The organism is Candidatus Methanomassiliicoccus intestinalis Issoire-Mx1 (assembly GCF_000404225.1).
GTDB classification, from domain to species: domain Archaea; phylum Thermoplasmatota; class Thermoplasmata; order Methanomassiliicoccales; family Methanomassiliicoccaceae; genus Methanomassiliicoccus_A; species Methanomassiliicoccus_A intestinalis.
The window spans coordinates 227,173-248,721 of record NC_021353.1 but is presented as its reverse complement, the minus strand read 5'-3'; the positions used below and the strand labels follow the sequence as shown (position 1 = coordinate 248,721).

Annotated in this window: 22 protein-coding genes; 11 read left to right on the top strand and 11 right to left on the bottom strand. The window is 42.8% G+C overall.

What is annotated here, in order from left to right; genetic code table 11:
- Positions 1-65: 65 nt before the first annotated feature.
- The gene (locus H729_RS01090) at positions 66-1,001 is read left to right on the top strand and encodes a TerC family protein (protein WP_020448156.1); all 936 of its coding nucleotides are present in this window, start codon (positions 66-68) and stop codon (positions 999-1,001) included.
- A gap of 177 nt (positions 1,002-1,178) precedes the next feature.
- Here H729_RS01090 and ilvC read toward each other — a convergent pair whose 3' ends face one another.
- Together ilvC and H729_RS01080 are read right to left on the bottom strand one after the other, a co-directional pair.
- Entirely contained in the window at positions 1,179-2,168 is a 990-nt protein-coding gene (gene ilvC / locus H729_RS01085; protein ID WP_020448155.1) for a ketol-acid reductoisomerase, read from the bottom strand.
- 11 nt (positions 2,169-2,179) lie between these two features.
- Positions 2,180-3,019, bottom strand: coding sequence for a thiamine pyrophosphate-binding protein (locus H729_RS01080; protein ID WP_020448154.1), 840 nt, complete (start codon positions 3,017-3,019; stop codon positions 2,180-2,182).
- Between the two features lie 339 nt (positions 3,020-3,358).
- Here H729_RS01080 and H729_RS01075 point away from each other — a divergent pair, with 339 nt between their 5' ends.
- From H729_RS01075 to H729_RS01060, 4 genes are all read left to right on the top strand, one after another.
- The gene (locus tag H729_RS01075; protein WP_020448153.1) at positions 3,359-4,375 is read left to right on the top strand and encodes a type II glyceraldehyde-3-phosphate dehydrogenase; all 1,017 of its coding nucleotides are present in this window, start codon (positions 3,359-3,361) and stop codon (positions 4,373-4,375) included.
- Positions 4,376-4,537: 162 nt separating this feature from the next.
- Positions 4,538-5,161, top strand: a complete 624-nt coding sequence (locus H729_RS01070; RefSeq protein ID WP_020448152.1) for a hypothetical protein — start codon at positions 4,538-4,540, stop codon at positions 5,159-5,161.
- 12 nt (positions 5,162-5,173) lie between these two features.
- A complete protein-coding gene (locus H729_RS01065) occupies positions 5,174-6,247 on the top strand; it encodes a GTP-binding protein (protein ID WP_020448151.1) in 1,074 nt (357 codons plus the stop codon).
- 110 nt (positions 6,248-6,357) lie between these two features.
- Positions 6,358-6,804 carry an Lrp/AsnC family transcriptional regulator gene (locus tag H729_RS01060; protein WP_020448150.1) on the top strand — a complete coding sequence of 149 codons (447 nt, stop codon included), beginning with the start codon at positions 6,358-6,360 and terminating at the stop codon, positions 6,802-6,804.
- On the opposite strand, the gene H729_RS01055 is transcribed toward H729_RS01060, so the two are convergent.
- Genes H729_RS01055 through H729_RS01045 form a run of 3 tightly spaced genes read right to left on the bottom strand, consistent with a single transcriptional unit; the run spans position 6,801 to position 10,343 of the window.
- Complete coding sequence (locus H729_RS01055) at positions 6,801-7,607, bottom strand: GltB/FmdC/FwdC-like GXGXG domain-containing protein (RefSeq protein WP_020448149.1); 807 nt, start codon at positions 7,605-7,607, stop codon at positions 6,801-6,803. The two genes, H729_RS01060 and H729_RS01055, sit on opposite strands and share 4 nt — an antisense overlap.
- Entirely contained in the window at positions 7,604-9,112 is a 1,509-nt protein-coding gene (locus H729_RS01050; protein ID WP_048133778.1) for a glutamate synthase-related protein, read from the bottom strand. Before H729_RS01050 ends, H729_RS01055 begins: the two co-directional genes overlap by 4 nt.
- Positions 9,105-10,343 carry a class II glutamine amidotransferase domain-containing protein gene (locus H729_RS01045; protein WP_020448147.1) on the bottom strand — a complete coding sequence of 413 codons (1,239 nt, stop codon included), beginning with the start codon at positions 10,341-10,343 and terminating at the stop codon, positions 9,105-9,107. The genes H729_RS01050 and H729_RS01045 overlap by 8 nt, the downstream gene beginning before the upstream one ends.
- A gap of 250 nt (positions 10,344-10,593) precedes the next feature.
- On the opposite strand from H729_RS01045, the gene H729_RS01040 reads away from it, so the two are divergent.
- Genes H729_RS01040 through H729_RS01025 form a run of 4 tightly spaced genes read left to right on the top strand, consistent with a single transcriptional unit; the run spans position 10,594 to position 13,041 of the window.
- Positions 10,594-11,223: a CBS domain-containing protein gene (locus H729_RS01040; RefSeq protein ID WP_048133776.1), complete on the top strand. Its 630-nt coding sequence runs from the start codon at positions 10,594-10,596 to the stop codon at positions 11,221-11,223.
- Positions 11,220-11,822, top strand: a complete 603-nt coding sequence (locus H729_RS01035; protein WP_020448145.1) for an METTL5 family protein — start codon at positions 11,220-11,222, stop codon at positions 11,820-11,822. The genes H729_RS01040 and H729_RS01035 overlap by 4 nt, the downstream gene beginning before the upstream one ends.
- A 24-nt stretch (positions 11,823-11,846) precedes the next feature.
- The gene (locus H729_RS01030; protein ID WP_020448144.1) at positions 11,847-12,401 is read left to right on the top strand and encodes an exosome complex RNA-binding protein Csl4; all 555 of its coding nucleotides are present in this window, start codon (positions 11,847-11,849) and stop codon (positions 12,399-12,401) included.
- A gap of 13 nt (positions 12,402-12,414) precedes the next feature.
- Positions 12,415-13,041, top strand: coding sequence for a 7-cyano-7-deazaguanine synthase (locus tag H729_RS01025; protein WP_020448143.1), 627 nt, complete (start codon positions 12,415-12,417; stop codon positions 13,039-13,041).
- A gap of 37 nt (positions 13,042-13,078) precedes the next feature.
- On the opposite strand, the gene H729_RS01020 is transcribed toward H729_RS01025, so the two are convergent.
- Positions 13,079-13,330, bottom strand: coding sequence for a hypothetical protein (locus H729_RS01020; RefSeq protein WP_020448142.1), 252 nt, complete (start codon positions 13,328-13,330; stop codon positions 13,079-13,081).
- A 108-nt stretch (positions 13,331-13,438) separates the two neighbouring features.
- On the opposite strand from H729_RS01020, the gene H729_RS01015 reads away from it, so the two are divergent.
- Positions 13,439-13,906, top strand: coding sequence for an NOB1 family endonuclease (locus H729_RS01015; RefSeq protein WP_048133774.1), 468 nt, complete (start codon positions 13,439-13,441; stop codon positions 13,904-13,906).
- Here the strand turns inward: H729_RS01015 and H729_RS01010 are convergent.
- Positions 13,892-14,977, bottom strand: coding sequence for an NAD(P)/FAD-dependent oxidoreductase (locus H729_RS01010; RefSeq protein WP_020448140.1), 1,086 nt, complete (start codon positions 14,975-14,977; stop codon positions 13,892-13,894). The two genes, H729_RS01015 and H729_RS01010, sit on opposite strands and share 15 nt — an antisense overlap.
- Positions 14,978-14,980: 3 nt before the next feature.
- The gene (locus H729_RS01005; RefSeq protein ID WP_020448139.1) at positions 14,981-15,943 is read right to left on the bottom strand and encodes a polyprenyl synthetase family protein; all 963 of its coding nucleotides are present in this window, start codon (positions 15,941-15,943) and stop codon (positions 14,981-14,983) included.
- 142 nt (positions 15,944-16,085) lie between these two features.
- On the opposite strand from H729_RS01005, the gene H729_RS01000 reads away from it, so the two are divergent.
- Positions 16,086-16,550, top strand: a complete 465-nt coding sequence (locus H729_RS01000) for a CBS domain-containing protein (protein WP_020448138.1) — start codon at positions 16,086-16,088, stop codon at positions 16,548-16,550.
- Here the strand turns inward: H729_RS01000 and H729_RS00995 are convergent.
- The 3 genes from H729_RS00995 to nuoL are packed head-to-tail and all read right to left on the bottom strand — an operon-like array spanning position 16,519 to position 21,549.
- Positions 16,519-18,018, bottom strand: a complete 1,500-nt coding sequence (locus tag H729_RS00995; protein ID WP_020448137.1) for an NADH-quinone oxidoreductase subunit N — start codon at positions 18,016-18,018, stop codon at positions 16,519-16,521. The genes H729_RS01000 and H729_RS00995 overlap by 32 nt on opposite strands.
- A 1-nt stretch (position 18,019) precedes the next feature.
- A complete protein-coding gene (locus tag H729_RS00990; RefSeq protein ID WP_020448136.1) occupies positions 18,020-19,585 on the bottom strand; it encodes a complex I subunit 4 family protein in 1,566 nt (521 codons plus the stop codon).
- Positions 19,585-21,549: an NADH-quinone oxidoreductase subunit L gene (gene nuoL, locus H729_RS00985; RefSeq protein WP_020448135.1), complete on the bottom strand. Its 1,965-nt coding sequence runs from the start codon at positions 21,547-21,549 to the stop codon at positions 19,585-19,587. The genes H729_RS00990 and nuoL overlap by 1 nt, the downstream gene beginning before the upstream one ends.

The following is a 21,549-nucleotide window of genomic DNA, read 5'->3' as shown; positions in this document are numbered from 1 at the left end:
AAAAGATTAATAATATGAGAGGGGTATGCGAAAAAGTAGAATTTACGCCTTGGAGCGAAATCTAGATGTTTAGCGACACAATGTGGATAGCATTCGCTGTTATCGTAGTTGTCCTCTTAGCATTGGATCTTGGGGTATTTAACCGCAAGAGTCATGTTATTGGGGTAAAGGAAGCGCTTATAATGAGCGCATTCTGGATCGGAATTGCCCTCGCATTTAATGCCGTTATTTTTTGGCAGATGGGATCCCAAAGTGGTCTGGAATATACTGCCGCGTATGTAATGGAGAAAGCACTTAGCGTTGATAATTTATTCGTATTCATAATAATATTTGCATTCTTTGGAATTACTCCAGAATATCAGCACAAGATATTATTCTATGGAATTATCGGTGCTTTAGTATTCAGAGCAATATTCATCTTTGCCGGAGTGACTCTTGTTGAAAAGTTTGACTGGTTACTCTATATTTTCGGAATATTCCTCCTGATAACTGCTGTTAAGTTAGCAGTCCAGAAGGATCAGAAAGTAGACCCAGATAAGAATATTGTAGTCAGGGGATTTAAGAAGATAATGCCTGTAAGCACTGACTCCCAGGGTGGGAAATTCTTTGTGAGAAATGCAGGCGTCCTCGCAGCCACTCCATTGTTTCTGGCACTGCTTGTAATTGAAACTACAGATATCGTATTCGCCGTGGACTCAATCCCAGCTGTTATGGGAATTACAACCGATATGTTTGTTGTATACACATCAAACGTGTTTGCAATTCTCGGTCTCAGATCTCTGTACTTTGCACTTGCAGGAATAATGTCTGCGATGTACTACCTCAAATACGGACTTGCAGTAATCCTAGGATTTGTTGGAATTAAGATGCTCCTGCCGATCTGGGGATATCATGTAGATGTTCTTGTTTCACTGGGAGTCATTCTCGTTGTACTGCTGGTTGCAATAATTGCCTCGGTGATAAGGAACAGACATCTTAAGAAAACAAAAACAGCAGCGTAATAAAAAAATGGTTTCTATCACTAGAAACCACTTCATATTTTTATACAAAATGCAGTTTTAAACAGAATCTGACTTGTGCTGAGTTAAACCTGTGATGTTTGAAAGCTCAAGTTTATCTAACACAGTTGGAAGTAATATGTAAAAATAAAGAAAGGGAGATTAGTCTCCCGAAAATACTTAATTTCTTTCGAAAAGGGCGCGGATCTCTTTTCCGACTTTTTCAATCTGTTTGTCAGCATCTTTTGATTCCATTTCCTTCATGCCGGCAAGATCCACTTTCCATTCTTGAGACCACTCTTCAGCAAACTTTCCAGACTGAATATCGTCTAAGATTTTCTTCATTGCTTTTTTAGAGTCTTCGTTTATGACGGCGTCTCTGCGGCTCAATCCACCGTATTCAGCAGTGTTTGAAACAGATTCCCACATATGCATGATTCCGCCGGCCTGGATGAGATCAACGATCAGTTTCAGCTCATGAAGAACCTCAAAATAAGCAATCTCCGGCTTGTAACCAGCATTTACCAGAGTTTCAAAACCTGCTTCGATGAGGGCTGTAACTCCACCGCAGAGAACTGACTGCTCTCCAAAGAGATCAGATGTTGCTTCCTCCCTGAAGTCTGTTTCTAGAACACCAGCTTTTGTGGAACCGATGCCTTTTGACAGTGCAAGAGCCAGAGATTTTGCGTTCCCGGAAGCATCCTGATGGACTGCGATTAATGAAGGTACGCCGAATCCTTCAAGATAAGTCTGACGGACCATTTTACCTGGTGACTTTGGAGCCACCATGATTACATCACAGTTTTGAGGAGGCTTGATGAAATTAAAGGTTATGGCAAACCCATGAGCAAATTCAAGGGCTGCTCCATCTTTCAGATTTGGAGCAATCTGTTCTGAATAAACGGCTGACTGAACTTCATCAGGAATAAGAATCATGACGATGTCTGCGCCTTTTACAGCTTCCGGGACTTCTGCTACTTTAAGACCGTCGGATTCTGCGATTTTCCAGGATTTTCCATTCTTTCTTAAACCGACTACAACATCCATACCAGAATCATGAAGACACATTGCCTGTGCTCTTCCCTGGTTACCGTAGCCGATAACTGCGATCTTTTTACCGTTCAATACGCCTAAATCAGCGTCTGAGTCGTGATATATTTTTGATACCATATTATCACCGATTAGTTTTCACATTCTTTATATTTGCAGATGTATTCTTCAGCGAGTTTCTGGATTCCAGAGGCATTGTCATTACCCTTGGAAATGAGAGACCCAGAGGTATTGTTTGGAGAGCACTTCCAGAAGCAGTCGGAGTCATCATGGAGGTGTTCTGCCAGCTCGACATCCTGCGGACCCATGAGAGCATGCAGAAGGCGGCCGTTCATTTTACCAATATCTGCCTCAATGATTATCTTAGTTTTATCACCTTCGTGGATCATGAACATCTTTTCAGACTCAATTCCACGTCTTCCCAGCTCAATTATGACTCGTTGAATAAGGCCTGGGGACCTTTCACCAGTAATCATGATCGGTTCCATGTGCATCTTCCCCGCATGATTGTGGCCCGGACCATCGCCTGGAGGTACCATAGGCAGAACGTCTTCCTCGGGATCGAGTCTAATGTCAATTAGGTAAGGCACATCAGAAGAATATCCTGCCCGTAATACGTCTTTGATTTCAGAATGATCGAGAATCCTGAGGTTATGCTTGGTTATCGGCATAATGATTGAAAAAGAATCAGCTTCTTGAAACTCCTGATTCCCTAAAGCCGTTGTTGGAACCTGTCCCGTCAGAACCATCATTAGTGATGAGTCTACATATGCAGTGGCGACTCCTGTGACAAGATTCGTTGCGCCTGGCCCGGATATAGAAGTGCATACTCCGACTTTTCCTGTAGCATGTGCAAATCCGTCAGCCATGTGTGCTGCACACTGTTCATGGCGCACTAAAACGTACCGTATGTTGGAATCTATCAAGTCATCGTAAAGCTGCAGACTTTGACCTCCGGGGTATCCAAACATTACTTCAACCCCCTCTTTCTTCCAACAGCGTAAAAACGGCTTTAGAACCTTTCAACTAACCACCTTCTAAAAATGCATAAGGCCACCAGAAACTAGGTGCCTTCAGCTAGTCAAGACCACAGAACCCAATGCAATAAAAACTGAGGTATCTGCTCCAGAGACTAACATTGCAGCCAGCGTATGGCATCTGAATATAAAATATTATGGTAGAGGACTTAAAAAATAAAACGGGAAGTCACGTGTGGCATCACAAAAATCAATATAAAGTAAAGACACTAACCTTATCTCATAGATTGATATCGCTTGCCGATCGCGCAGCGTCAAAAAGGTGAAAAATCGATGACGGTCAGAGTTGGAATAAACGGTTACGGAACAATTGGAAAAAGAGTTGCATGTGCTGTGAAAGCTCAGGATGACATGGAAATCGTAGGAGTTACAAAAACTCGTCCGTCATATGAAGCAAGACTTGCAGAGATGGAAAAATTTCCGCTGTATACCGCAAGTGAAGATCAGATATCGTCATTTGAAAAAGAAGGCATTGCAACTAAAGGATCTCTCAAGGATCTCCTGAAAGAAGCAGATATAATTGTAGACTGTACGCCAGGCGGAGTAGGAGAACATTACCGCAAGATGTATGAGGAAGCAGGAGTCAAAGCAATCTTTCAAGGAGGAGAAGATCACGGCCTTGCAGGAATTTCTTTCAACGCATATGCAAATTATTCTGAAGCTTGGGGAGCAGATTTTGCCCGCGTGGTTTCCTGCAATACCACTGGACTTGTAAGAACTCTCTTCCCCATTGATCATGCATATGGAATTGAATCTGTAGCAGCCACCATTGTAAGAAGAGGTGCGGATCCGGCAGACATCAAAGGCTCGGCGCTCAATGCAATCGAACCCTCCTTGAAACTGCCGACACATCATGGGCCAGATGTACAGACGATCATGCCATGGCTGAATATCACAACCATGGTTGTGAAAGTACCGACCACACTGATGCATGTACATTGCATAACAATAAATCTCAAAAAGCAGGCAAAAGAACAGGACATACTTGGAGTATGGGACAGCGCACCAAGAGTCAGATTCGTAAACGGAAAATATGGAATCAAAAATACTGCTCAGATTATGGAATATGCTAAAGACCTGGACAGGAGAAGAGGAGACTTTATGGAAATTGCAGTATGGCAGGACGGCATAAAAGTCAGAGGCAATACTCTATTCTACTATCAGGCTGTGCATCAGGAAAGCGATGTGGTACCGGAGAATATCGACTGCATACGCTCAATGATGAGATTAGAATCTGATGGAATGAAATCTATCCAAAAAACAAATTCCAGCTTAGGAATTTCAAAATAAATATATTTCAGCTGAGCCAGATTTCTGGCTCAGCATTTTATACTGCCTGCGTTTCAGCATATAGTTTGAAGCAATTGAGCATCAGATCGACCTTTTTAACCAATCTAGCAATTGATTCGTGTTACCAACAAGTTAAATATTTGAGAACTGCTTAAAACACGCATGCCAGCAGGATGCCGTATAGAAATTTCATACATCGACCCAGAAACATATTCCTCAATTGTGAACCACGAACTGAGGAAAGAGATACTGCGTACACTCTATGCGATGGCACTGGATAAGCCACCGACCAAACAGGAGCTTGCTGATAAGCTGGGCATGGGCTATCATCAAGTATCATATCAGCTGGGGCAGCAGCTTTCAGAATTCTGGAGCGTTGTGGACGAAAAGAAGGTCAGAGGAACCAGGATGGAATATATTGCTCCGTCTTCACCAAGTTCTGTATACATCACCTTAGGAAAAGACGGTGAACTTTTTGTTGTAGATCCTTTGGCTAACATTTTCGGACAACTGTCTAAAGTAGGAACAAGATGTGACGGATGTTCTGAAAAAGAATACCTAAAATGTTTAAAACACGTAGAAGAAGGATGTTTCTGCGGAAATGAGCTTACAAAAGAAGAAGTGGCATTCTTAAACAAAAACGGCAGAAAGAAGCCATTCAGGCCTATGGATCTGGCATTAGTCTGTGCACTAAAAGGAATTACTTCCGGACGTAAGTGTGTAATATCCATTCCCTGTGACAGCTGCCCATTCATGAGAAGAGCGATCGTCATAGACGGTCTGTGAGATGGTGAGATTATGAGTGAAAAAATACGTACCCGGTTCATAGTTATTGGCGGCTATTTAGGAGCAGGCAAAACCACACTAACAGTTAATCTAGCAAGACTCTTAAAGGATAAATACGGAAAAAGTACCGCAATCATCACAAATGATCAGGGACATGCCTTAGTAGATACAGAATACGTGCAGGACGCTGGCTTTGATGTAAAAGAAATAGTAGGCGGCTGTTTCTGTTCAACATTTCCTGAATTCGTTAAAAATGCCAGATCAATTGTGCAGATTAAACGCCCTGATTATATAATCGCAGAACCGATTGGAACCTCAACGAATATTCTGTCATCTGTGATTGAACCTCTGAAAATGCAGTATCCAGAGGAATTCGAAGTAGCTCCCTTCATGGTAGTGGTCGATGGTATAAGGGCAGCAGATATCGAATCAACTAAAAAACTAATACCGGCTCATCAGGTAAAAGAAGCTGAAATAGTCTTGATGTCAAAAATGGATTTAATTAATAAAGAAGAAGAAACAGCAGCTGAAGAAGAAATTAAGAAGCTTGCACCAGAGGCATCGATCATCAAATATTCCTCAAAGACTATGAAAGGAATTGATGAAATAGCACAGGTAATAATGTCTTCGTCAGTAAGCACTAAAAATCAAAAAGGAGAAAACACAGTTAAGTTTTCATTTGAGAAATCAGCTATGTCCTGGTATTCTTCCATAAATCAGATGAAGCCTCTGGATAAGATAGACATGTATGATCTATCGATGTCCATCATGAGATCAATAACCAATGAATATACGCCAGATGAAATAGCACATGTAAAAATCGTGATTGCATCTCCATCAGCCGGAGTGAAAATGTCTCTGGTGTGTGATTCAGTGCAGACAGACAGCATTCATGGATCCAGATATGTATCGGAGGATGCAAAATTGATTGTAAATGCCCGTGTGACTTCTGATCCTGACAAACTGGGAAATGTCATACGCTCTGCTGTAGAATCTGTAAAAAACACATACCCAATGGAAATAACTGATTCCAGCGAATCATGCTATTCCCCAAAGCCAGAAACACCAACATTCATAACATTATGATCGCAAAGCGATCACCTCCTTTTTCTTTACAAATGTAATTCTATTGTTGTTGGACAAATGGAAGGTATTATCTGCCCCGGGTTACGTCATTAATTCCGGAGAGAAACTGGATGGTTGCCGTTGATGACATGAACCGTCGGATATTGAATCTTTTAAAGGCTGATGGTAAGTTAACATATAGAGAAATAGCCGCCAAACTCAGACGCTCCCCGTCTACTGTCAGAGACAGAATAAGGCGGATGGAAGATTACAATGTAATTCTCGGTTATGCTGCGATAGTCGACAGAGAAATTACAGGCATGAAAGCAGACGCTATTGTATTGGCAGATGTAGAAGACGGAGTGTCTGTAAGAGACTTAAGAAAACTGAATGGTGTGGATGGAGTGGCAGAGGTTTCGGCTGTCAGCGGTGACAGAAGAGTTATAATCCGCCTCAGGGCTCACGATTCGGAAACTCTTGACACGATAATATCAAACAAGCTGATCCCTGCCGGACTAAAAGATGTGGAAGTCCGCATCATCATGGAAGAGATCATGCGGTTTCCTGGAACGAGTTAGATTTGAGTCGGATCGAAGTGGCCGAGGAACGGGCGGGAAGAAGAGGGCACCACTTTAACGAAGCCACTTTCTGAAGATAACTGTCCGAAATATGATTCGTATTCATCTATCAGTTCATTAATTAATTTTAAATCATCATCATTTACAGTCTCCAGCTTTGCACCCACTCCGATCTGATGATCCTCCACTTTTCCCCGGATGAATATTCGCCCTCCGTGAATTCCAGAACCAATGCTCAATCCAACTGGAGATAACTGTTTAGGAATATTTTCACCTAAAACCAGTATTACTCCTCCTGCCATATATTCGCCCAGATAATCTCCAGTTCTTCCACCGATTACGATTTGAGGACTCATCTGAGCGAATTCTTTCATATGTATACCAACCCTGGTTCCTGTACTGCCTTTGACGAATATTTTTCCACCTCTCATTGAGAGTCCGGTAACATCCCAGGCATTACCATGAACGATTATTTTCCCAGAGGACATGGTATTTCCAGTCATATCCTGAGCGTTTCCAAATACCTCAATGAGAGGGCCGTCCATGAACGCACCCAGATTATTACCTGGGGTGCCATCTATGGAAATACTGACTTTTTCATTCATTGCTGCAGCAATATATCGTTGACCCATAATGCCAGTAAGAGAGATGGATTTGACTCCGTCTGACACTGCTCTACGTATTTTATTATTTACTATTTTATAATCAACTGGGCGTCCGTATCTATCTCTTTCTGCAGTATCAATTATGGTCTTAGGTTCAACTAATATTGAATTGACCGAGTTATCTGAAACTGATATCATCCCCAACCCTCACCTGCATGTTTTATACCCATAACATCTGCAATCCTCGGGTTAGAACCGATATATCTGAGTCTATCCCTGTTTCCCACAAGAGATTCGACAGAATCGATTCCCATAGCCCCAAGAATCTCTTTCAGTTCTTCATTCCACGCACTGAGCAGTCTGACTACTCTTTCAGCACCCTGTTCTGGATCCAGCCTTGAAACCAGATCTGGCCTCTGCGTTGCTATACCCCATGAGCAGTTTCCCAAGTGACAAGATTGGCAAACTCTACAGCCCATGGCAATTAATGCTGCGGTACATACTCCAACAACATCTGCTCCGAGCGCAATTGTTTTTACCATGTCCGCAGAACTTCTTATGCTTCCACCAGCGCAGAGAGTTACTCTGTTCCTGAGCCCTTCATCAGTAAGACGTTTGTCAACGACTGCCACAGCTATCTCAATAGGTATCCCCGCATAGTCTCTTATGATTCTGGGAGTTGAACCTGTACCGCCTCTAAAACCATCGAGAGTTATGAAATCAGCACCGGCCCTGACAGCACCAGATGCAATTGCCGCCACATTATGTACTGCTGCAATTTTCACTCCAACGGGATGTTCATAATTGACCGCTTCTTTTAATGTAGCAATCAACTGCTCAAGATCTTCAATTGAATATATGTCATGATGCGGATATGGAGAAAGAGCATCTGTTCCAAGAGGAATCATTCTTGTTTCAGAGATGATATTTGAAACTTTTTCACCTGGAAGATGACCGCCATGGCCGGGTTTTGCTCCTTGTCCAATTTTAATTTCCACGGAAGCTACATTTTTCAAGAAATCTGGATTCACTCCAAAACGGCCTGATGCCACTTCACTGTTAAGGTGCTGAGAAAACCCTCTGAAATCTTTGTGAATGCCTCCCTCACCTGTTCCTGCAAGTATGTTCAGCCTACTAGCAGCCATGAATAGCGCTTTCTGAGCGTTATAACTTACAGCCCCCAGAGACACGTGTCCGAGCATAATGGGCATATCCATCATTACTCCGCAGCCAAGTTTGCTTACGATATTGCCCTCTGGAGACAAACGTAAACGCCCAGTACGGTTTCCGACATATGTCTTCGTTTCAATGGTTTCTCTAAGTGGATCTACAGCAGGGTTTGTAACCTGAGCTGCATCCAGCAGCAGATCATCAAATATGCTGTTGTATGAAAGATCTGTTCCGCAAGATGACAACAGAACCCCGCCGGAATTCGCCTGAGAAAGAATAGCTCGCCTGTGGCGCTCTGTGTAATTCCCATGAGGTGCTAGAGTATCTGGAATGTGACGGATTTCAATTGCATCCATAGGACACATTTCAACACAACGTTGACATGCTACGCAGCCGTGTTTTGCATGTATTGCACCGTCACTGAATTCAAGAACATCATATGAGCATTCTTTTATGCATTTTTTACAAATAATGCATGATTTAGATATCAAAGGCTGGAACCTATCTGGTATTTTCCAAACAGTATTATTCATTAGATATCCCCTCAAAATGTCTTTCTGTACCATACCTGATGATTCCTTCACCAACTCGTGCAATCATAGGATTTCCAGGATTTGTTACCCATGTGCGAACGTTTTCGTCAACGTTTCTTATAGCACATTCCTCTGAAGCAGCATACACCAATCCATCAGATTCATTGTGACCAATAATCAATGGACGCAGTTTTTTACGATCTGCCATTGCCAGCATAGTTACCTCTGGACATGTTTTTCCAACTAGGATAGAAAATGGACCGTTCAGAAATGCTTCCTTATAGGTTATCCGAAGCTGCTGTGCAATTTGTTTATCATGGTCGCTCATTAGCGCCATATCATCATAATAAGCAGGTGCCATGGCAAAAGCTGCAACCTGCAGAGGAAGACCGTGTTTTCTAACCAGAATATCCCATATGTATGTAATTACTTCAGAGTCAGTGAGAAGCGTGCACTTGTAACCATTCATCTCTACAAATTTACGGTTAACTCCATATGATGTGATTTCACCATTATGACATACAGACCAGTCCAGGAGGCATATGGGATGTGTACCTGCCCACCAGCCTGGAGTATTTGTAGGAAAACGTGAATGAGAACACCACATCTGAGCCTCATACCTGGAGAGATCATAATATTCTGCAATCTGGTAAGAGAATCCATTACCTTTGAAAACAGCCATATTTTTTCCACTTGAGATACAAAATGCTCCGGGAATTGAAGAATTAATCTTCATCACCAGATCCACAATACATTGATCAGGATCTGCAGATTTCGGAGTTATATTCGGAATGAAGAAATATCTCCAAACTATAGGATGAGGCATCCGCACATCTGAGTGTTCAATGGTGTAGACACGTTCATCTTTGGTAATTTCGCCGTGACTCTTCAGATATTCTTCTACGGCAGACATCGATTCTTCATCATCAAAGAAGAACTGCAAGCAGTAATCATCCTTATGATCTGGAAAAATCCCATAAGCAACATAACCAGACCCGAGTCCGTTTTCTCTTTCGCTCATGATGGATAGCATTTTGGCTATTTTATCTCCCCGTATTTTTCCACCATGTACATCTATGCACCCGGCGATCCCGCATCCACCCATTATAGAAGTCAGACCGGGAGGCCTGGCTGCCCCGTATGATGGCAATTCTGGGAAATCATAGATTTCTTCATCAGATCCGTCAATGTAATTCATTGACCCTTCTAATTTTCCAACCATTTCGGCCATTCCGTCCACGCTAACATGTAGCACTAAAGACACGAACAGCTTCGACTTAATAACAGTTTTGGTCAAAAACACATAAAAATGTTAAATTTCTAGAGATTCGTACAAATTATAGGCACATAATTCACCTAATATCTACAAATCATGTATTTTCTAACAATTTGTCTAATAGTTCTAAAAAGATCATAAGGATTGGTGTGTCCCATCAAGGACCATGAGAATATTTTTAGGTCAAAAAGTGAATATGATCCCAATGACATTTTCCGCGCTAGCCTTGATACCTCGGCTACCACCATTAGACAAGATTAAACAGATAAGAGCCAGACTTAATATTTCTCAGCGCGAACTTGCAGACAGTTCCGGTGTATCACAGTCTTTGATAGCTAAAATAGAACACGGGGACGTAGATCCATCGTATGAAAAGGTTCGATCCATCTTTAATGCATTTGAAGAAATAACAAAGAGCAGGTTACTCAACAGAGACGAATTGGATATACAATTCACAGTCGGAGATCTTGCATCAAGAGAGTTGACTTGTGTAAGTCCAGAAACTTCATTGGTGGAAACTATTGAAAAGATGCTTAAAGGGCACTACGCACAGCTTCCAGTAATGAAAAAAGGACAAGTTGTCGGCGGAGTAAGCGAAGAACAGATAAAAGACTATATTCTCGGAAAATGCAGAGACAATATTGATTCAAAAGAGATTATTTCTGTAAAGATAAGCGAAATTATGGGGCCACCATACATAGTGCTGGATGAAAACACGCCCATAGAGATAGCGGCCATTCATCTTCATCATGAAGATGCCGTTCTTATCAGAAGGAATGGAGTCATATCGGGTATTTTAACAAGTTCAAACTACCTCGGACTGGGACTTCAATGAAAAAGAACGAACTGGAGCGGATACTTCAGCAGATTCCGCCGCATTCCTCACCCAAAGCTGAGCTGGAACAGTACAGCACTCCGGCAAATATCGCGGCAGATATGCTGTTTATCGCATACTCCAACGGAGATATATTTGAGAAAAAGGTACTGGATCTTGGATGCGGCACGGGGATTCTTTCCATAGGATCATACATTCTCGGAGGAAATGTAACAGGCGTGGAGGTTGATCCTGCGGCTTATGCCGAAGCTGTGACAAATGCAGAGAAAGCAGGTGCAGAAATCAATCTGATAAACTCTGACATAAAAAATATAGAAATCGCTGCAGACACTGTGATAATGAACCCTCCGTTTGGATCTCAAAAAAAGAATGCTGACAGACCCTTCCTAGAGACCGCATGCCGATCCGCAAATAAGATCTACAGCCTTCATAATTCTTCAACAATTAAATTCCTTGAAAAGATGGTAGAATCGCTTGGAGGAGAGGTATTCTTACAGAAAGAATATATCTTATCGATACCTCACATGTTTCAGTTCCATAACAAGATGAAGAAAAATACTAATGTAGTTCTGATTGGTATTGACATGAATAAAATGTAAAATAATAGTTAACGGTGATAAAATATGAGTAAATTTGTTTTACCTGGTGATGAAGTCGCAGTTGTTGAAGAGTACATACCCGCAGAAGGTACATATGAGCACGAAGGGATTATCCGTGCCAGTGTAGCAGGTAAGCTTTCTCTCAATGATAACGATATGACTGCCACCGTAAAGCCAGTAAATGAACCTAATATTCTGAAGCCTGGAGATAATGTATTCTGCAGGATAACTGATGTAAGGGCAAGCATGGCAGTGTGTGAAATCATTGCATCGGACGGCAATGACAGGGATATCACCGGAGACAAGTCCGCTACAATTCATGTATCTAAGCTGTCATCTGAATACGTTCAGGATGTGGGAAATGAATACCGCCCAGGGGACGTAATCAGAGCTAAAGTACTGCAAGTAAAACCTTCTGTGCAGCTCTCCACACAAGAACCGCACTATGGCGCAATTAAAGCCCTCTGCAGGAAATGCAGGAAGCCGATGGAAGCAGACGGCAAGGTCTTGAAATGCAAAGCCTGTGAAAGGACAGAGACCCGCACCATAGCCGATGATTATGGCTGCGTAGAGTTTTAAGGCGGTTTAATTTTTGAAGACTGTCTGTCTCCTTTCCGGAGGAATCGATTCACCAGTAGCCGCGTACATGGCAGGGAAAAACGGCTGTGAAGTAGTGCTACTGCATATGGACAACAGACCATATTCTGATGATTCAAACTATGAAAAGGCATTTGATCTCAAAAAAAGACTGGAAGAAGAGCTCGGCGGGAGCATTCCGTTATATGTGGCTCCGCATGGAATCAGCCAGGAGTCCATCAAGAACAAATGTAAAGGAAATCTTCAATGTGTGATGTGTAAGCGGATCATGCTCAGAGTAGCCAAGAGTCTGGCTCAGAAAACAGGTGCTGATTTTATCTCAACTGGCGAGTCTCTCGGACAGGTTGCATCTCAGACATTGCAGAACATAGCGGCAGAAGAGTACAAATTGGAATTTCCAGTAGTGAGGCCCCTGATCGGCCTGGATAAGCTGGAGATAGAAAGCATCGCAAAAACGATCGGTACATATGAGATTTCAATAAGAAAAGGAGTACCATGTACTATAGTTCCATTCAGACCAGCTACTATGACTTCTGTTGATTTAATAATAGAACAGGAGAATCTGCTGGATATTGCAGATGTTGTAGAAAAATCAGCAGATTCGATCAAGTTGTATGAATGAAACAGACTGCGGTTAGATCCGCAGTCGTATCATGATTTTAAAAAGCAGGGCAGGTACGGTATCTCATTTCGTCAAGCATATCCGGTGTCACACATGATATGTATCTGGCTTGTACCCTTGAGATATACAGTATGTGATTTCCGACCTTTATCTGCAAATCAGTTGTTTTAGGGGCTTTGATAGTTATTGGAACTACAACAGGACCAGAGCATGACGTTGAAACTCTATAATCTTGATCATTTTTTAAGATGAAATCAATTACTTCTTGATCCACTTCGATCTGACTCATAATTTTAAAAAAACAAAATACATATTTAGTCATTGCGAGCGAATTTCAGTATAAATCACTGATTAAACATCGAATAGTTTTTGAAAGTAAACAGTATTCATCATTATTATGAAATACGTATTGGACAGTTCTGCTTTATTCTCTATGCAAGACCTTCCAAACGGAGTATTGTATACAGTTCCAGGAGTCATATCCGAATTAAAGAAATATAAGGATCCCAGACTGAAGTATTGGGATGAGTTCATAGAGGTCAAAGAGCCTTCGCAGGAATTCATTGACACCATAGAAAAAGCTTCAGCATCATCAGGGGATGACCTCCGCCTGTCTCCAGTTGACAAAAGCGTATTGGCACTGGCTATCGAAACAGAGAGTACCGTTCTTACAGATGACTATTCAATTCAGAATCTGGCTAAAATTCTAAAAATTTCGTTTCGAGGGGTAGGAATGAAAGAAATTGATGAAGTCATAAACTGGACATATAAATGCACAGGATGCCGTAAAGAATGGGATAAAAATTATCCAGACTGTCCGATTTGCGGCAGCCCTCTGAAATCAGTGCGCTCAAGGAAAAGGTGAACGGCATCTGAGGATTTTTCCCATTCTTCTTGCACCAAGGACTTTCATGGAAAACTCCAGTCTCATTGGGCCTTTGAAAAAGAATTGAGCCAGATGATTTACTTTAACTGCGGTGTGAAGGGGTTTATAAACTTGTTTTCTCCACTCTTCTTCATACTTTGAAAGAGGTACTCCAGAAGATACGTGTTCTGCAGCTACAATTCCAGCGATTCTCCCGCAGACCATTGCTATTGGGATTCCGCCGCCATTGACTGCAATGACATGCCCTGCAGCATCTCCTACGATCATGGCATTATCAGTATATGTTTTTGAGACTGGACCCTGAGACGGTACGTATTTTCCAATCGGGCGCCCTGTGACATTGAGATTCTGCTGAGAAATAAATGTCTGAAAGTAATCTGTTACTTTTTTATCAGAATGCCTGGGATCTGCACCTACTCCAACATTTGCTCCTTCCTTTTTTGGAAGGATCCACGCATAAGCTCCTGGAGCCAGACTTCCAAAGAACATGTGCATGACGGGTTCAAATTCTCCAACCGCCTGTGAAGTCACGGCAGGATACATATTCTTATTTTTAGGTAGAGAATGAGCACTTGCCACTCTAGATACTGGACCGTCTGCACCAATGATCACTTTTGAGGTGAATGTTCCATTGTTTGTTACAACTTCTGTACCGTTTACAGACATGGCATGGGTAGAAGTCATTATCTCAGCGCCTTCTTTTCTGGCCCTTTCTGCAAGGTACTTGTCAAAAAAACGCCTGTCTGTCGTGTATCCTTTGAATGGAATATCCCAGTACTTATCAGTCTGGAAATGAATTTTAAACAGATCCATTTCCCTCAGAATATACTCTGCAGGAATGTCAAAGATTGTATCCAGATCATCTGCAAAAGGAAGTATTGCTCTCATTTCTTCCAAATCAGGCATAAACTCCCCGCACGCAACAGGTTCGCCGATGTTCTCTTTTCTATCGATAAGAAGAACTTTAGCTCCGCCTGCAGCCGCATATTGAGCAGCCCCGCTGCCTGCTGGACCTGCACCTACAACAATCACATCATAATCTGTAGCCATGCCTTATGATCTCCTTGTCATAATGGTATCAGCAAGAGAGATTAAAGAGTCCTTGTAGACTGAAGAAGCGATGTTTTCTATTGATTCCAGAGCCTTATTATAAAAGTCCTGGGCATGGTTACGTGCAACATCTAACGCCCCTGAGTCTTTAACAAGCCTCACTGCTTCTTTGATTTCTTCATCAGAAGGTGATTTTTCCTTAAAGATCTTGGAAATGAACTCGTTTCCCAGATTCATGGCGATCATGACTGGCAGATTCGGACGTCCGTCTTTGATATCCATTCCAACGGGCTTTCCCATGTCTGCCTCGTTGCCGGTGATATCTAAGATATCATCGATGATCTGAAAAGCGTATCCCATGTTTCTGCCATACTCGCCTAAGGAGTTTATCTCTTCTGGAGATCCCCCTCCGATATAGGCACCGAGTCTTGCACTGGCTTCTATTGCACCAGCAGTTTTACCCCCGATAATATTCAAGTAAGTTTCCAATGGTGTTGAGATGTCATGTTCTTCATCAATCTGAAGGAATTCACTCTCTGCCATATTTGAACAAGCACTTGCTACAAATCCGATAATCTCTTCGGATTCCATATATCCACCGAGTTTGAAACCTTGAACAAAAAGAAAGTCACCAGTTATTATAGCGCGTTCGAGCCCGTATTTTTTATAGATGGCTGTTTTCCCGCGCCTCATTTCCGCTTTATCATTGATGTCGTCATGAACCAATGTTGCGGAGTGAATTAATTCTAAAGCTACGGCCAATTTTATTATTCTGTCTTTGTCTTCTCCCCCAACACAATGGAAGGCCAATAAAGAAACACCAGGGCGTATTCTTTTTCCTCCAACAGAGACAGCTTCCATAGCAATTTCATTTAGAAGGGGATGCCTAGACTTGACATTCCGTAACATTTCTGACTCAACCGTACGGATGTCATCAATGATTGGCTTCTCCCATTCAGTCGACATTGCTCGCTTTAATAACAATTGAGTACATAACGCTATCTAAAGGGATGCTGGATTTAAGTGCAACTTCGTCCCGTTTGAGGCATTTTTTACGAAGGAAATTCACGAAACATATATTGACCGGAAGCGGGACTAAGACGTAATCATGGATTACATTGAGGCATTAAACAATTTGACTGCAGCAGATGCTATGGACATTTCGCCCACTGTTTTGAACTATGAAGGCAGTCTAGAAGATGCTCTCGAACTCATAGCGAATGAAAACCGTCCGGATGTTGCCGTTGGGACTGAGAGCACTATTGCCGGATTTGTTCATGCTCAGGATATAACAGGCATACTGGCCCGTGAAGAAAGCATTAACATTCCACTGAGGACATTTATTGATTCGTGCAGTCTGTCTGGAAGCAAGCCCTGTATTCAGGTAAGACCAGAAGAGTCACTGATGAATGTAATGAAAGTAATGGACAGCTGGGGTAAAGATAACATTCTGGTAGTTGGAGAAAATGAAGAACCCCTGGGCGTTATTTCAGCCACAGGGGCAATAAAATGTTTATGGAAAATGGTTTCAGAGCCTCTGCTTACCAAGGCTGGCCCAGCGGAAGCTGAGTGAAGAAGCTTGCTGCCTGTGCACAGTAGTCTACTACGACATCAGGCCAGAGACCGATCACAACAGTGGCAATCACACAAACTGCAATCGCGACAGCCATTGTAACTGGCAGACGGATTTTGTCGTGAGAAGCTGGCTTGTCTACATACATGTATTTGACTACACGTGCATAGTAGTACAGAGACAGAGCACTGTTCAAGATACCTGCGATCGCAAGCCAGACTAACCATCCCTGATCCATTATTGTAGATGCTTCAATTGCTCCAGAGAACAGATAGACTTTACTCCAGAAACCTGAGAGCGGTGGAATACCTGCAAGAGCAAACATGAAGATCATCATCGCAAATGCAACCAAAGGTGCGCGTGTGGACAATCCCTTGTAGTCTGTGATTTTCTCTCCGATACCTGCCTTGTAGATTAATGCACCCACAACAATGAAAGCACCGGCCTTCATGAACGCGTGTGTAATCACGTGGAATATACCGCTTTCAACTGAGAACTGGGTTGCCACTGCAATTGCAATGATGATGTAACCTGCCTGTGCGATTGAAGAGTATGCAAGCATTCTCTTCATGCTGGTCTGTGCCAATGCAAGCAAGTTTCCAACAGTCATTGTCAGGATTGCGAGTATTCCAACTACTACTTCCCAGTCTGCTTTCAGTGCAATTAATGCAACTAACAGCATTTTGAAGAGCAGTACGAATCCCATGCTCTTTGATCCGGCAGCTAAGAGTGCGGATGTCGGAGTTGGAGCTCCTTCATACACATCTGGTGCCCACATATGGAACGGAACCAATGCGATCTTGAAGCCGAAACCAGCAATCATCAGACCGATACCCAGCAGAGCCAGGGAACTTGATCCGTTGAGAGCAAAGTACTCGTTCATCAGTTCGAAGTTTGTTGTTCCAGAGAGACCATAAAGCAGTGATATACCGTATAATGCAAGGGCGGTTGAGAAACCACCGATGATTACGTATTTTACACCAGCTTCTGTGCTCAGCTTATCTTTCTTGCGGAATGCCACTAAGGCATATGATGCGATTGAAGTTGTTTCGAGACCTACAAACATCATGATGATGTCGCTTGCAGAAGCTACCATCATCATACCTGCTGTAGCCAGCAGAGTTAATGAGAAGAACTCTGCCAGGTGTAGGTCTTTTTCAATGTATCTGGAAGCCAGTAAGCATACTAACGCAGATACTGAAAGGAACACCAGTGAGAACACTGCTGCAAAGACATCAAATGTTATCATTGGCGTTCCGTTGAATACAATCGGATCTGGATATCCATCCATTATGTTGTATACCACAATCGCTGCGCTGATCAAGATTCCCACTAAGGAAACTCCTGCAAGGCCCTTGCTAGATTTCACCAGACGGTGAATTGCTGGCAGGACCACAGCAAAGAGGATTATCACTAGCATTGGGTAAAATGCAGCGTACGAATTCTCTAAGTCAAAGTTAAGATCCATTTCAAATCACCCCTGGTATACTCAGAAACGGAAGAGTCGGTGTGATTACATCCATCAGTGCTGAAGGCCATACTCCCAGCAGTACTATGAGCAGAAGGAGAACCACTATTGGAGCTACTTCGAACCAATGAGCATCGCGAATGTTGTCGGTGCGGATCTTGGTGGTAAGTTCTCCGAAGATTGTTCTCTGCATTGCCCACAGGTAGTAAGCAGCAGTTAAGGCCACGGTCATGAGTGGTATGATTATCCAGTACCAGTAGTTTGTTCCTAACCAATCAAAGGTTGCTGTAAACACGGAGAATTCAGCTACGAATCCGGCAAGTCCAGGAAGACCCAGAGAGGCCATAAAGCTGAACATCATGATTACAGAGACTATTGGCATCTTTGTAACTAAACCGCCCAGAAGTGGGATTTCCCTTGTTCCGGCTTTGTGCTGGAACATACCGCATACCATGAAGAGTACAGCCGCGATGATACCATGGGCAAACATCTGGAATATTGCTGCAGCGATTCCAAGCTCTGAGAGAGTGGCGATTCCTAGCATCACAATACCCATGTGGCTGATTGATGAGTATGCAACCATTTTCTTGAGGTCTGTCTGCGCGAGACAAGCAAAGGCACCATATACCATCGAAACGACACCTATGGCGGCCAAGATCATCTGCCAGTTGATTACAACTCCAAATATCTCGTACGAAACATCGACCGGGAAGATTGGAAGACAGACACGAATTATTCCGTATGCACCCATTTTAAGCAGAATACCTGCAAGTAGCACGGATCCTGCTGTAGGCGCCTGCACGTGAGCATCTGGAAGCCATGTATGGAATGGAACCATAGGCATCTTGACGATGAATCCAAAGAACAGGGCTGCGAAGATCAGAGTCCTCATGCCGGATTCCAAAGATCCAGATACAGATGCTATCTGAGCCATGTCAAATGTGTAATAGCCTAGATCTCCTGCAGCTGTGAAGTACAGTGCAAAGATACCAAGCAGCATTACCAAAGACGCTACGTGTGTGTATATAAGGAATTTAATTGATGCGTATGATTTGTTTGGTCCTCCCCATATAGATATGAGGAAGAACATTGGAATAAGCACGATCTCCCAGAAGATATAGAAGAGGAAATAGTCCAGAGACATGAAGACTCCGAGTACACCTACTTCTAGCACTAACATGAGAGACATGTATGTTCTTGTTTTCTCTGAGACGTCCCAGGAGAACAAAGTTGCAAGGAATACCAGCAGAGTAGACAGGAAAACCATTGGAAGGCTTAATCCGTCTATTGCAAGGTTGTAGTTGATACCAAGCTGTTCTACCCATACGTAGTTCTCAGAGAACATGAAGCCCCCATTGCCTGAGCCGTAGTATGCAATCAGCACAAGGGCTGAAAGAACCAAGGCTACGAATGAGAACGCCAATGCTATTGATTTGGCGAGCTTAGCGCTCTTCTTTCCAAAGAAGAAGGCAGCTAATGCCCCGATTAAGGGAATTATGATTAAGAGGGACAATACTGGAATGCCCTCTAGAGTATCAGCCAGAGATGTGGCGAGATTATCTAACATTAGAACATACCTCCGAAAGCAAGGAGGAGAATCACAACTAGCGACACTCCAACCACAACGATACTAGCATAGGTCTGGACAAGACCGTTTTGTACGAATCTCAGTAATTTTCCAACAAGTGTACAGATCAATGAGATCAGTTTGACAATTCCATCGATGATGTTTCTGTCAAACCAGTCAACTGCCTTTGCTATACCGTATATCACTTTTGTTCCGAAAAGGTCGTAACCGGCAGTAAATCCATACCTGGCCAGTAAGACATTTCCGAGTTTCTTTCCGATTTTGCTTTCAGAAATCCTTGCAGGATCGATTGTCTTGGAGTAGTACATCAGATATGCTACTGCAATACCAAGGATTGCAACGACTATTGACACATACGTAAGCGGCTGCTGGAACATGTCAATGATCATGTCTGTTCCTGAAGCAATGTGCATTGTTTGCAGGTATGCCGCAGGTTCAAGTGTACCTTCCATTCCAAGGAGAATACCGGCAAGACCAGATCCTACTGCTAATACAGCTAAGATCACGAGTGGAATCCACATCACTTTTGGAGCTTCGTGGGCGTGATCATAGATCTCCTGATCTCTCGGCTTTCCGCTGAAAGTAAGGAACCATAGCCTGAACATATAGAATGCTGTGATGAATGCTGCAATGATACCAAATGCATACAGCAGGTAGAATCCTGTATTATACGCACCAGTTTCAAACACAGTCGCCAAGATTTCATCTTTAGACCAGAATCCGCTGAACGGCGGAATACCTGCTATAGAGATACAACCCAGCAACATCACAGTAGACGTGATTTTCAGCTTCTTTGACAAGCCTCCCATCCGCATCATATCTTCCGTATGCACAGCGTGTATCACCGCACCTGCGCTTAAGAAGAGCAATGCTTTGAAGAAAGCGTGGTTCATAAGATGAGACATACCAGCCATGTATCCAGTGTTTGGATCTCCAGATACTGCAAAGAGATAACCTGAAGCTCCTAATGCAAGGAACATGTAACCAAGCTGGCTGATTGTAGAGTATGCAAGGACTCTCTTGATGTTTGTATTGTTGAGAGCCATTGTTGCAGCGAACAGCGCTGTGAATCCACCTACTGCTGCGATGATTATCAGAGTGTCTGGTGTTTCTATGAGCACTGGATAGGACCTTGCTACTAAGTATACACCAGCTTTAACCATTGTTGCTGCGTGGATTAAAGCAGATACTGTAGTTGGACCTTCCATAGCATCTGGAAGCCAGTCGTGCAGAGGGAACTGCGCAGATTTACCGATTGCACCTCCAAAGATCATGAAGGTACCGATTGTCAGTAATGTGTCGCCGCCTGTGAACAAGTCTACATTGTTGAAAATGTAGTCAAAGTCCAGATTGCCTTTGAATCCTACAAAGAAGATTATCAGGCCGAGCATTAACATTATGTCACCGATTCTGGTGACGAGGAAAGCCTTCTTTGCTGCAGAAGCAGCAGACGGCTTTGTGTTCCAGAATCCGATTAACAGATAGGAACACAGACCAACTAACTCCCAGAAGATAAACATCTGCAGATAGTTGGATGCAAGGACTAATCCAAGCATTACACCAATGAACAGGGAGATGATTGCATAGTATCTGCGTTTCTTTTCTCCCTCATCATGCATGTATCCTATTGAGTATATTACAACAAGAGTTGCAATGAATGATACTACAATAAGCATCAATGCAGTCAGGTTGTCGATGTAGATACCCATGTTGAATGTGAATCCATCAACGATCATCCACTCAAGAGATGCTTTGTAAACATCACCGGTGGTTAAAGTTTCATAAGCTACTAACAGAGAAAGAACACAGGATATAGCTGCCATTATGATGGCGATTGGTGCTCCTCCTTCCGCTTTTTTAAACAATTTGTTTCCCAGGAATCCAACGACTACAAATGCAATCAATGGAAAGATGGGAATTAACCAGGAATATTCAGCGAACAC

Bases quoted from the DNA above. Each gene is read 5' to 3' on its own strand.
- H729_RS01060 (WP_020448150.1), top strand. From the start codon at position 6,358: ATGGTTGCCGTTGATGACATGAACCGTCGGATATTGAATCTTTTAAAG.
- ilvC (WP_020448155.1), bottom strand. From the start codon at position 2,168: ATGGTATCAAAAATATATCACGACTCAGACGCTGATTTAGGCGTATTG.
- H729_RS01015 (WP_048133774.1), top strand. From the start codon at position 13,439: ATGAAATACGTATTGGACAGTTCTGCTTTATTCTCTATGCAAGACCTT.
- H729_RS01045 (WP_020448147.1), bottom strand. From the start codon at position 10,343: ATGGCCGAAATGGTTGGAAAATTAGAAGGGTCAATGAATTACATTGAC.
- H729_RS01050 (WP_048133778.1), bottom strand. From the start codon at position 9,112: ATGAATAATACTGTTTGGAAAATACCAGATAGGTTCCAGCCTTTGATA.
- H729_RS01005 (WP_020448139.1), bottom strand. From the start codon at position 15,943: ATGTCGACTGAATGGGAGAAGCCAATCATTGATGACATCCGTACGGTT.
- H729_RS00995 (WP_020448137.1), bottom strand. From the start codon at position 18,018: ATGGATCTTAACTTTGACTTAGAGAATTCGTACGCTGCATTTTACCCA.
- H729_RS01010 (WP_020448140.1), bottom strand. From the start codon at position 14,977: ATGGCTACAGATTATGATGTGATTGTTGTAGGTGCAGGTCCAGCAGGC.
- H729_RS01090 (WP_020448156.1), top strand. From the start codon at position 66: ATGTTTAGCGACACAATGTGGATAGCATTCGCTGTTATCGTAGTTGTC.
- H729_RS01000 (WP_020448138.1), top strand. From the start codon at position 16,086: ATGGATTACATTGAGGCATTAAACAATTTGACTGCAGCAGATGCTATG.
- H729_RS00990 (WP_020448136.1), bottom strand. From the start codon at position 19,585: ATGTTAGATAATCTCGCCACATCTCTGGCTGATACTCTAGAGGGCATT.
- H729_RS01035 (WP_020448145.1), top strand. From the start codon at position 11,220: ATGAAAAAGAACGAACTGGAGCGGATACTTCAGCAGATTCCGCCGCAT.
- H729_RS01080 (WP_020448154.1), bottom strand. From the start codon at position 3,019: ATGTTTGGATACCCCGGAGGTCAAAGTCTGCAGCTTTACGATGACTTG.
- H729_RS01065 (WP_020448151.1), top strand. From the start codon at position 5,174: ATGAGTGAAAAAATACGTACCCGGTTCATAGTTATTGGCGGCTATTTA.
- H729_RS01030 (WP_020448144.1), top strand. From the start codon at position 11,847: ATGAGTAAATTTGTTTTACCTGGTGATGAAGTCGCAGTTGTTGAAGAG.
- H729_RS01075 (WP_020448153.1), top strand. From the start codon at position 3,359: ATGACGGTCAGAGTTGGAATAAACGGTTACGGAACAATTGGAAAAAGA.
- H729_RS01055 (WP_020448149.1), bottom strand. From the start codon at position 7,607: ATGATATCAGTTTCAGATAACTCGGTCAATTCAATATTAGTTGAACCT.
- H729_RS01040 (WP_048133776.1), top strand. From the start codon at position 10,594: ATGACATTTTCCGCGCTAGCCTTGATACCTCGGCTACCACCATTAGAC.
- H729_RS01070 (WP_020448152.1), top strand. From the start codon at position 4,538: ATGCCAGCAGGATGCCGTATAGAAATTTCATACATCGACCCAGAAACA.
- H729_RS01020 (WP_020448142.1), bottom strand. From the start codon at position 13,330: ATGAGTCAGATCGAAGTGGATCAAGAAGTAATTGATTTCATCTTAAAA.